Source organism: Escherichia sp. MOD1-EC5433 (genome assembly GCF_002966005.1).
Taxonomy (GTDB): Bacteria; Pseudomonadota; Gammaproteobacteria; order Enterobacterales; family Enterobacteriaceae; genus Escherichia; species Escherichia ruysiae.
Genome location: NZ_PTRL01000001.1, coordinates 887,491 through 896,395, shown reverse-complemented (window position 1 = coordinate 896,395; position 8,905 = coordinate 887,491). Strand labels below are relative to the sequence as shown.

Annotated in this window: 8 protein-coding genes and 1 other annotated feature; of the genes, 4 read left to right on the top strand and 4 right to left on the bottom strand. The window is 50.3% G+C overall.

What is annotated here, in order from left to right:
- Positions 1-427: 427 nt before the first annotated feature.
- The 3 genes from clpB to rluD form a co-directional block, all read right to left on the bottom strand.
- The gene (gene clpB / locus C3D30_RS04505; protein ID WP_002431841.1) at positions 428-3,001 is read right to left on the bottom strand and encodes an ATP-dependent chaperone ClpB; all 2,574 of its coding nucleotides are present in this window, start codon (positions 2,999-3,001) and stop codon (positions 428-430) included.
- A gap of 129 nt (positions 3,002-3,130) precedes the next feature.
- Complete coding sequence (gene yfiH, locus C3D30_RS04500) at positions 3,131-3,862, bottom strand: purine nucleoside phosphorylase YfiH (protein WP_105285933.1); 732 nt, start codon at positions 3,860-3,862, stop codon at positions 3,131-3,133.
- A complete protein-coding gene (gene rluD, locus C3D30_RS04495) occupies positions 3,859-4,839 on the bottom strand; it encodes a 23S rRNA pseudouridine(1911/1915/1917) synthase RluD (RefSeq protein WP_000079112.1) in 981 nt (326 codons plus the stop codon). The genes yfiH and rluD overlap by 4 nt, the downstream gene beginning before the upstream one ends.
- 134 nt (positions 4,840-4,973) lie before the next feature.
- On the opposite strand from rluD, the gene bamD reads away from it, so the two are divergent.
- The 4 genes from bamD (at position 4,974) to pheA (ending at position 7,734) form a co-directional block, all read left to right on the top strand.
- A complete protein-coding gene (gene bamD / locus C3D30_RS04490) occupies positions 4,974-5,711 on the top strand; it encodes an outer membrane protein assembly factor BamD (RefSeq protein ID WP_000197686.1) in 738 nt (245 codons plus the stop codon).
- Positions 5,712-5,981: 270 nt separating this feature from the next.
- Positions 5,982-6,323: a ribosome-associated translation inhibitor RaiA gene (gene raiA / locus C3D30_RS04485; RefSeq protein ID WP_000178456.1), complete on the top strand. Its 342-nt coding sequence runs from the start codon at positions 5,982-5,984 to the stop codon at positions 6,321-6,323.
- A gap of 102 nt (positions 6,324-6,425) precedes the next feature.
- Positions 6,426-6,551, top strand: a sequence feature (Phe leader region).
- Positions 6,427-6,474: a pheA operon leader peptide PheL gene (gene pheL, locus C3D30_RS04480; RefSeq protein ID WP_001386991.1), complete on the top strand. Its 48-nt coding sequence runs from the start codon at positions 6,427-6,429 to the stop codon at positions 6,472-6,474. It overlaps the preceding feature by 48 nt.
- 22 nt (positions 6,552-6,573) lie before the next feature.
- The gene (gene pheA, locus C3D30_RS04475; RefSeq protein ID WP_105286520.1) at positions 6,574-7,734 is read left to right on the top strand and encodes a bifunctional chorismate mutase/prephenate dehydratase; all 1,161 of its coding nucleotides are present in this window, start codon (positions 6,574-6,576) and stop codon (positions 7,732-7,734) included.
- A 40-nt stretch (positions 7,735-7,774) separates the two neighbouring features.
- On the opposite strand, the gene tyrA is transcribed toward pheA, so the two are convergent.
- On the bottom strand, positions 7,775-8,896 hold the full coding sequence (tyrA, locus tag C3D30_RS04470) for a bifunctional chorismate mutase/prephenate dehydrogenase (RefSeq protein ID WP_105286519.1): 1,122 nt from the start codon (positions 8,894-8,896) through the stop codon (positions 7,775-7,777).
- Positions 8,897-8,905 lie beyond the last annotated feature (9 nt).

The window sequence follows — 8,905 nt, the reverse complement described above, 5'->3', positions numbered from 1 at the left end:
AATTAAACTTCGTAATGAATTACGTGTTCACTCTTGAGACTTGGTATTCATTTATCGTCCGAGGACGTTAAGAATCCGTATCTTCGAGTGCCCACACAGATTGTCTGATAAATTGTTAAAGAGCAGTTGCGACGCGGCTTTCAGCTCACTGTCGCGAGGTGGCGTATATTACGCTTTCCTCTTTCAGAGTCAAGCATTTATTTTTGCTTTTCTCTGCCAGGATTCTCAGGAGAATCCCGCTGACCCGGCGGCTTGTCTGCCGTTGTTCCGTGTCAGTGGTGGCGCATTATAGGGAGTTATTCCGGCCTGACAAGCGAAAAATATAAAAACTTTATCGTTCGCTCATTTTTCAGGCAAAACATCTTAAATATAGTCTTTTCCGTCTAACTTATAGACAAAAACGAGCCCCGAAGAGCTCGTTTTATCATTACTGGACGGCGACAATCCGGTCTTCATTAACTTCCAGGCGGATCACTTTACCCGGAACCAATTCACCAGACAGTATTTGCTGTGCCAGCGGGTTTTCGATTTGCTGCTGGATAGCACGTTTCAGAGGACGTGCACCATAGACCGGATCGTAACCGTTCTCGCTCAGCAGTTTCAGCGCCTCGTCAGAAATGTGGATTTCATAACCACGTTCTTCCAGACGTTTGTACAGACGTTTCAACTGAATCTGCGCAATCGACGCAATGTGCTGTTCACCCAGCGGATGGAAGACCACCACTTCATCGATACGGTTAATAAACTCCGGACGGAAGTTATGGCTTACCACACCGAGCACCAGCTCTTTCATGTGTGCATAATCCAGTTCACCAAAGCGTTCCTGAATCAGATCGGAACCGAGGTTAGAGGTCATAATGACCACCGTATTGCGGAAGTCGACCGTTCTTCCCTGCCCGTCAGTCAGACGCCCATCATCCAGTACCTGCAACAGAATGTTGAAGACATCCGGATGCGCTTTTTCCACTTCATCCAGCAGGATGACGGAATACGGACGACGACGCACCGCTTCGGTCAGGTAGCCACCTTCTTCATAACCGACATATCCCGGAGGCGCACCAACCAGACGAGACACCGAATGTTTCTCCATAAACTCGGACATATCGATACGAACCATCGCCTCGTCGCTATCGAACATAAAGTTCGCCAGCGCCTTACAAAGTTCAGTTTTACCCACACCAGTTGGGCCGAGGAACAGGAATGAACCAATCGGGCGATTTGGATCGGCAAGCCCCGCACGACTACGACGAATCGCGTTAGATACCGCATCAACCGCTTCATTCTGACCAATAACGCGATGGTGCAGTTCTTGCTCCATACGTAGCAGTTTTTCGCGCTCACTTTCCATCATGCGAGAAACCGGAATCCCCGTCCAACGCGCCAGCACTTCAGCAATTTCGGCATCGGTCACTTTATTACGCAACAGACGCATAGTTTTGCCTTCGAGCTGCGTTGCGGCTTCCAGTTGCTTTTCCAGTTCCGGGATTTTGCCGTATTGCAGTTCAGACATCCGCGCCAGGTCACCCACACGGCGAGCCTGTTCAATGGCGATTTTCGCCTGCTCCAGTTCCGCTTTAATAGTCTGCGTACCAGAGAGCGATGCTTTCTCTGCTTTCCACTCTTCTTCTAACTCGGAGTACTGACGTTCTTTGTCGCTCAGTTCTTCGTTGAGCATATCCAGGCGTTTTTTACTGGCTTCATCAGACTCTTTCATTAACGCCTGTTGTTCCAGTTTGAGCTGGATGATACGACGATCGAGTCGGTCGAGTTCTTCCGGTTTTGAGTCTATCTGCATACGAATGCTGGATGCCGCTTCATCGATCAGGTCGATGGCTTTATCCGGCAACTGACGATCAGCAATGTAGCGATGAGACAACGTCGCCGCAGCAACAATTGCCGGGTCAGTAATTTGTACATGGTGGTGCAGTTCGTAACGTTCTTTCAGGCCACGCAGAATAGCAATGGTGTCTTCCACCGTTGGCTCGGCGACAAATACTTTCTGGAAGCGACGTTCCAGCGCAGCATCTTTTTCGATGTACTGGCGATATTCGTCCAGCGTCGTGGCACCCACGCAGTGCAGTTCACCACGAGCCAACGCCGGTTTCAGCATGTTCCCGGCGTCCATTGCGCCATCGGCTTTACCCGCGCCGACCATAGTATGTAATTCGTCGATAAACAGGATGACGTTGCCTTCCTGTTTAGCGAGATCGTTCAGTACGCCTTTTAAACGTTCTTCAAACTCACCGCGATATTTTGCCCCGGCCACCAGCGCGCCCATATCCAGTGCCAGTACGCGGCGGCCTTTCAGCCCTTCCGGCACTTCGCCATTGATAATACGCTGCGCCAGACCTTCAACGATGGCAGTCTTACCAACGCCTGGTTCACCAATCAGTACCGGGTTATTTTTAGTACGACGTTGCAGCACCTGAATGGTACGGCGAATTTCTTCATCACGACCAATCACCGGATCGAGTTTGCCCTGTTCGGCACGTTCGGTAAGGTCAATGGTGTATTTTTTCAAAGCCTGACGTTGGTCTTCGGCTCCTTGATCGTTCACGCTTTCACCTCCACGCATTTGTTCAATCGCTTGAGTAATGTTGGCGGTGGTCGCCCCTGCTGCTTTCAGGATGTCGGCCAGCGTGCCGCGAGACTCAAGTGCCGCCAGAACGAACAGTTCTGACGAAATAAAATTATCACCACGTTTTTGCGCCAGCTTGTCGCAAAGATTAAGAACGCGCACCAGATCCTGTGAAGGCTGGACATCGCCACCCGTACCTTCAACCTGCGGTAAACGATTTAATGCCTGATTGATATCTGTGCGCAACTGGCCAGCATTAATGCCAGCGGATGTTAATAAAGGGCTAACCGAACCCCCTTCCTGATTCAGCAGGGCGCTCATTAAATGAAGTGGTTCGATGAATTGGTTGTCGTGCCCGAGTGCAAGTGATTGGGCATCGGCAAGAGCAAGCTGGAATTTATTAGTAAGACGATCCAGACGCATAACTCCTCCCATAACGGATCAAAGTTGCTACTGGAGATTAAATGAGGTCATCCCTCAATTATTCAAGGTTATTGACCAGATTAATGTGAAAAGAAAATCACGCGTACCGGATCGTCTTGATTCTTTAGGTTATATCAGCCAAATGAAACTTGCCATACGACCCGTGGTCTTGTCGCGACGATAAGAGAAGAAAGTCTCATTTTCCGTGAATGTACAGCGGTCGCCGCCGAAAATTTGCTCAACACCAACGCTCGCCAGACGCTGGCGGGCAAGCTGATAAATATCCGCCAGATACTTATCACCATGCTGAATAAAAGCTGCACTCGCTTTGGCGTCTACTGCCATAAATGCCTCGCGAACTTCCGCCCCCACTTCAAACGCGCGTGGACCGATTGCTGGCCCTAACCAGGCGAGAATATTTTCTGGATTATCAGCAAAACAGGAAACCGTCTCTTCCAGCACCCCAGCACACAGCCCACGCCAACCAGCATGGGCTGCAGCCACTTCCGTTCCCGCACGATTACAAAACAGCACGGGCAGGCAGTCGGCAGTCATCACAGCACAAACCGTGCCGGGCGTGTTGCTATAAGAGGCATCCGCTCGTTTTGAAGCATAAGGTTCGCCAGTAAGCTTAAGCACATCTTTACCGTGCACCTGCTCAAGCCAAACCGGTTTTGAAGGCAAATTGCCCGCAGCAAAAAGCCGCTTGCGATTCTCCTCAACGTGATCCGGGTTATCGCCACAATGGGCGCCGAGGTTGAGCGAGTCGTAAGGCGGCAAGCTCACGCCGCCGATACGGGTAGAGCTACAAGCCGCAACACCTTTTGGCAGCGGCCACTGCGGGACAATCAGCTTACTCATAACCAGTCAACTTCATCCTTATGCTCTTCGAAATCGGCGCGCATCACCTCAATCAGCTCCACCATATCTTGTGGAATAGGCGCATGCCATTCCATTTCGATGCCGGAGATTGGGTGATAAAGACGCAGCATGGTTGCATGAAGCGCCTGGCGGTCAAACTTACGCAGCGTGGAGATAAATGCTTCCGAAGCCCCTTTTGGCGGACGCGGACGACCACCATAAACCGGATCGCCCACCAGCGGATGGGTGATATGCGCCATATGCACGCGGATCTGGTGCGTACGTCCAGTTTCCAGACGCAACCGCAGACGCGTGTGCACACGGAAGTGTTCCATGATGCGATAGTGAGTGACCGCCGGTTTGCCCATCGGATGTACCGCCATGTGAGTACGTTTGGTTGGGTGGCGACTGATTGGCTCATCCACCGTACCGCCAGCGGTCATATGACCAATTGCCACCGCTTCGTACTCACGAGTAATTTCACGCCTTTGCAAAGATTCGACTAAACGCGTCTGAGCCGGAACGGTTTTTGCCACAACCATCAGGCCAGTGGTGTCTTTATCCAGACGATGAACAATGCCCGCACGCGGAACATCAGCAATGGGCGGATAGTAATGAAGCAGCGCATTCAATACCGTGCCATCCGGGTTACCCGCACCAGGATGTACTACCAGGTCGCGTGGTTTATTAATGACGATGATGTCTTCGTCTTCATAGACGATATCCAGCGGGATATCCTGCGGTTCAAAACGTGCTTCTTCTTCAATCTCAGCGTTGATGGCAACCTGCTCGCCACCCAATACTTTTTCTTTCGGCTTATCACAAACTTTGCCGTTAACCAGCACGCGCTGGTCGAGGATCCATTCTTTTATCCGCGAACGTGAATAATCCGGGAACATTTCGGCCAAAGCCTGATCTAAGCGTTGTCCGAGTTGGTTTTCGGACACCGTTGCAGTGAGCTGTACTCGTTGTGCCATATATACTGCTTCTTCGTTTATCGTTGGGGTTTTACGGCTTTGCCGTTTAATATAGTGTGCTATTGTAGCTGGTCTTAACCGGGAGCAGGAACAGAGAATCTCCCGTATTACATTTTGAGGAAAGTCAAAACGTCATGACGCGCATGAAATATCTGGTGGCAGCCGCCACACTAAGCCTGTTTTTGGCGGGTTGCTCGGGGTCAAAGGAAGAAGTACCTGATAATCCGCCAAATGAAATTTACGCGACTGCACAACAAAAGCTGCAGGACGGTAACTGGAGACAGGCAATAACGCAACTGGAAGCGTTAGATAATCGCTATCCGTTTGGTCCGTATTCGCAGCAGGTGCAGTTGGATCTCATCTACGCCTACTATAAAAACGCCGATCTACCGCTAGCACAGGCTGCTATCGATCGTTTTATTCGCCTCAACCCGACTCATCCGAATATCGATTATGTCATGTACATGCGTGGCCTGACCAATATGGCGCTGGATGACAGTGCGCTGCAAGGGTTCTTTGGCGTTGACCGTAGCGATCGCGATCCTCAACATGCACGAGCTGCGTTTAGTGACTTTTCCAAACTGGTGCGCGGCTATCCGAACAGTCAGTACACCACCGATGCCACCAAACGTCTGGTATTCCTGAAAGATCGCCTGGCGAAATATGAATACTCCGTTGCCGAGTACTATACAGAACGTGGCGCATGGGTTGCCGTCGTTAACCGCGTAGAAGGCATGTTGCGCGACTACCCGGATACCCAGGCTACGCGTGATGCGCTGCCGCTGATGGAAAATGCATACCGTCAGATGCAGATGAATGCACAAGCTGAAAAAGTAGCAAAAATCATCGCCGCAAATAGCAGCAATACATAACAGAATTCTGAGACGCAAAACGGCAGCCCTTAAGCTGCCGTTTTTTTATTCTATAACAACCGTGACTGAAGCTATTTAGTCGCGACCGATCTCATCAAATATGGCTCGGTTTGAGACATTCCTCAAGTAAAAAAACACCTCTTCCTGCGATTTCTCACAAAAAAGCTTCGTTGACAAAAAGTGACAAAATTATGAGATTTCCATCACATATTTTGACATCAGGAACGGTATGCTGAATTCACCAAGACGGGAAGACAAGAGGTAAAATTTATGACAATGAACATTACCAGCAAACAAATGGAAATTACTCCGGCCATCCGCCAACATGTCGCAGACCGTCTCGCCAAACTGGAAAAATGGCAAACACATCTGATTAATCCACATATCATTCTGTCCAAAGAGCCACAAGGGTTCGTTGCTGACGCCACAATCAATACACCTAACGGCGTTCTGGTTGCCAGTGGTAAACATGAAGATATGTACACCGCAATTAACGAATTGATCAACAAGCTGGAACGGCAGCTCAATAAACTGCAGCACAAAGGCGAAGCACGTCGTGCCGCAACATCGGTGAAAGACGCCAACTTCGTCGAAGAAGTTGAAGAAGAGTAGTCCTTTATATTGAGTGTATCGCCAACGCGCCTTCGGGCGCGTTTTTTGTTGACAGCGTGAAAACAGTACAGGTACTGTACTGAAGTCGCTTAAGGAAACAAACATGAAACACACGCCGTTCTTCTTCGCATTCTTTTTTACCTTCCCCTGAATGGGAGGCGTTTCGTCGTGTGAAACAGAATGCGAAGACGAACAATAAGGCCTCCCAAACCGGGGGGCCTTTTTTATTGATAACAAAAAAGGCAACACTATGACATCGGAAAACCCATTACTGGCGCTGCGCGAGAAAATCAGCGCGCTGGATGAAAAATTACTGGCGTTACTGGCAGAGCGGCGCGAACTGGCCGTCGAGGTGGGAAAAGCCAAACTGCTCTCGCATCGCCCGGTACGTGATATTGATCGTGAACGCGATTTACTGGAAAGATTAATTACGCTCGGTAAAGCGCACCATCTGGACGCCCATTACATTACTCGCCTGTTCCAGCTCATCATTGAAGATTCCGTATTAACTCAGCAGGCACTGCTCCAGCAGCATCTCAATAAAATTAATCCACATTCAGCTCGTATTGCTTTTCTCGGCCCTAAAGGTTCCTATTCACACCTTGCCGCACGTCAGTACGCCGCCCGCCATTTCGAACAATTTATTGAAAGCGGTTGCGCAAAATTTGCCGATATTTTTAATCAGGTGGAAACGGGTCAGGCCGACTATGCCGTTGTACCTATTGAAAATACCAGCTCAGGTGCCATAAACGACGTTTACGATCTACTGCAACATACCAGCTTATCGATTGTCGGCGAGATGACGCTGACCATCGACCACTGCCTGCTGGTTTCTGGTACTACAGATTTATCAACCATCACTACAGTCTACAGCCATCCACAGCCGTTCCAGCAATGCAGTAAATTTCTTAATCGTTACCCGCACTGGAAGATTGAATATACCGAAAGTACGTCTGCGGCGATGGAAAAGGTTGCACAGGCAAAATCACCGCATGTTGCTGCACTGGGGAGCGAGGCAGGCGGCACTTTGTACGGTTTACAGGTACTGGAACGTATTGAGGCAAATCAGCGACAAAACTTCACCCGATTTGTGGTGCTGGCACGTAAAGCGATTAACGTGTCTGACCAGGTTCCGGCAAAAACCACGCTGTTAATGGCGACCGGACAACAAGCTGGTGCACTGGTAGAAGCGTTGCTGGTACTGCGTAACCACAATCTGATTATGACCCGTCTGGAATCACGCCCGATTCACGGTAATCCGTGGGAAGAGATGTTTTATCTGGATATTCAGGCCAATCTTGAATCAGCGGAAATGCAAAAAGCATTGAAAGAATTAGGTGAAATCACCCGTTCGATGAAGGTATTGGGCTGTTACCCAAGTGAGAACGTAGTGCCTGTTGATCCGGCGTGATGAAATCGTGCCGGGTGATGTCTCCCCCGGCACAAGATGACTACTGGCGACTGTCGTTCGCCTGACGCAATAACACGCGGCTTTCACTCTGAAAACGTTGCGCATAATCGCCAAACCAGTTTTCCACCTTGCGGAAACTGTCGATAAACGCCTGCTTGTCCCCTTTCTCCAGCAGCTCAATTGCCTCGCCAAAACGCTTATAGTAACGCTTGATCAACGCCAGATTACGTTCCGACGACATAATAATATCAGCATATAGTTGCGGATCCTGAGCAAACAGTCGCCCGACCATCGCCAGCTCAAGGCGGTAAATGGGCGAAGAGAGCGCCAGAAGTTGCTCAAGCTGAACATTTTCTTCTGCCAGGTGCAGGCCATAAGCAAAAGTGGCAAAGTGGCGCAGTGCCTGAATAAACGCCATATTCTGATCGTGTTCGACGGCGCTAATCCGATGCAGCCTCGCACCCCAGACCTGAATTTGCTCCAGGAACCATTGATATGCTTCCGGCTGGCGTCCATCGCACCAGACCACCACCTGCTTCGCCAGACTGCCGCTGTCCGGGCCGAACATCGGGTGAAGCCCCAGCACCGGGCCATCATGCGCCGCCAGCATGGCCTGTAACGGTCCATTTTTCACCGATGCCAGATCGACCAGAATACAGTCTTGCGGTAAACGTGGTAATTTGGCGATGACCTGTTCGGTCACATGAATAGGCACACTGACAATCACCATTCCGGCATCGGCAACAATATCAGCCGCTCGTTCCCAGTCATGTTGCTCCAGAATCCGCACCTGATAACCCGAGAGGGTCAGCATCTTCTCGAACAAGCGCCCCATCTGACCGCCACCGCCGACGATAACCACCGGACGCAACGTAGGACAAAGCGTTTTAAACCCTTTGTCGTTCTCACTGGAGTAGGATTCACGCATAACCCGACGCAGGATATCTTCAATCAGATCCGGCGGCACGCCGAGGGCCTCCGCCTCAGCGCGCCGCGAGGCCAGCATTGATGCCTCGCGCTCCGGAACATAAATAGGCAGTCCAAAGCGACTTTTCACCTCGCCCACTTCAGCAACCAGTTCCAGACGCTTCGCTAATAAATTCAGCAGCTCTTTATCGACTTCATCAATTTGATCGCGTAACGCGATCAACTCAGCAACCATAATAAACCT